General features: G+C 72.4%; 1 protein-coding gene. It reads right to left on the reverse strand.

Annotated elements, in window-relative coordinates:
• The coding region (locus HCK04_RS40685) for a polyketide synthase dehydratase domain-containing protein (RefSeq protein ID WP_168066732.1) at positions 1-370 on the reverse strand (370 nt) is incomplete at both ends.

A 370-nucleotide genomic window follows, 5' to 3' on the forward strand; every position in this document is an offset into this window, starting at 1 on the left:
TTGGCGCAGTGTGTCGTAGAGCGGGCGGTCGCCGAGCACCGCCCATGCCTCGCGCGGGGCCGGCACGGGATCCAGCGGTGACCACTCCACCCGGTAGAGCCCGTCTTGTTTCGCCGACCCGGCGTACAACTGGTCGGCCGCCACGGGACGCACCTGCAGCCGGCCGATAGAGACGACCGGCGCGCCGGTGGGGTCGGCGGCCTCAAGTGACAGCGATCCGGAGTCGCCCAGCTTGACGCGTACCCGCAGGTCGGTGGCGCCGGTGGCGTGCAGGCGGACGCCGTTCCAGGCGAACGGCAGGTTGCTGTGGCCGCTCGGTGTGCCGTCCAGCCAGTGCAGCGCGGCCCCGTGCAGTGCCGCGTCCAGCAAA

The organism is Microbispora sp. CL1-1, from assembly GCF_012034195.1.
Lineage (GTDB): Bacteria > Actinomycetota > Actinomycetes > Streptosporangiales > Streptosporangiaceae > Microbispora.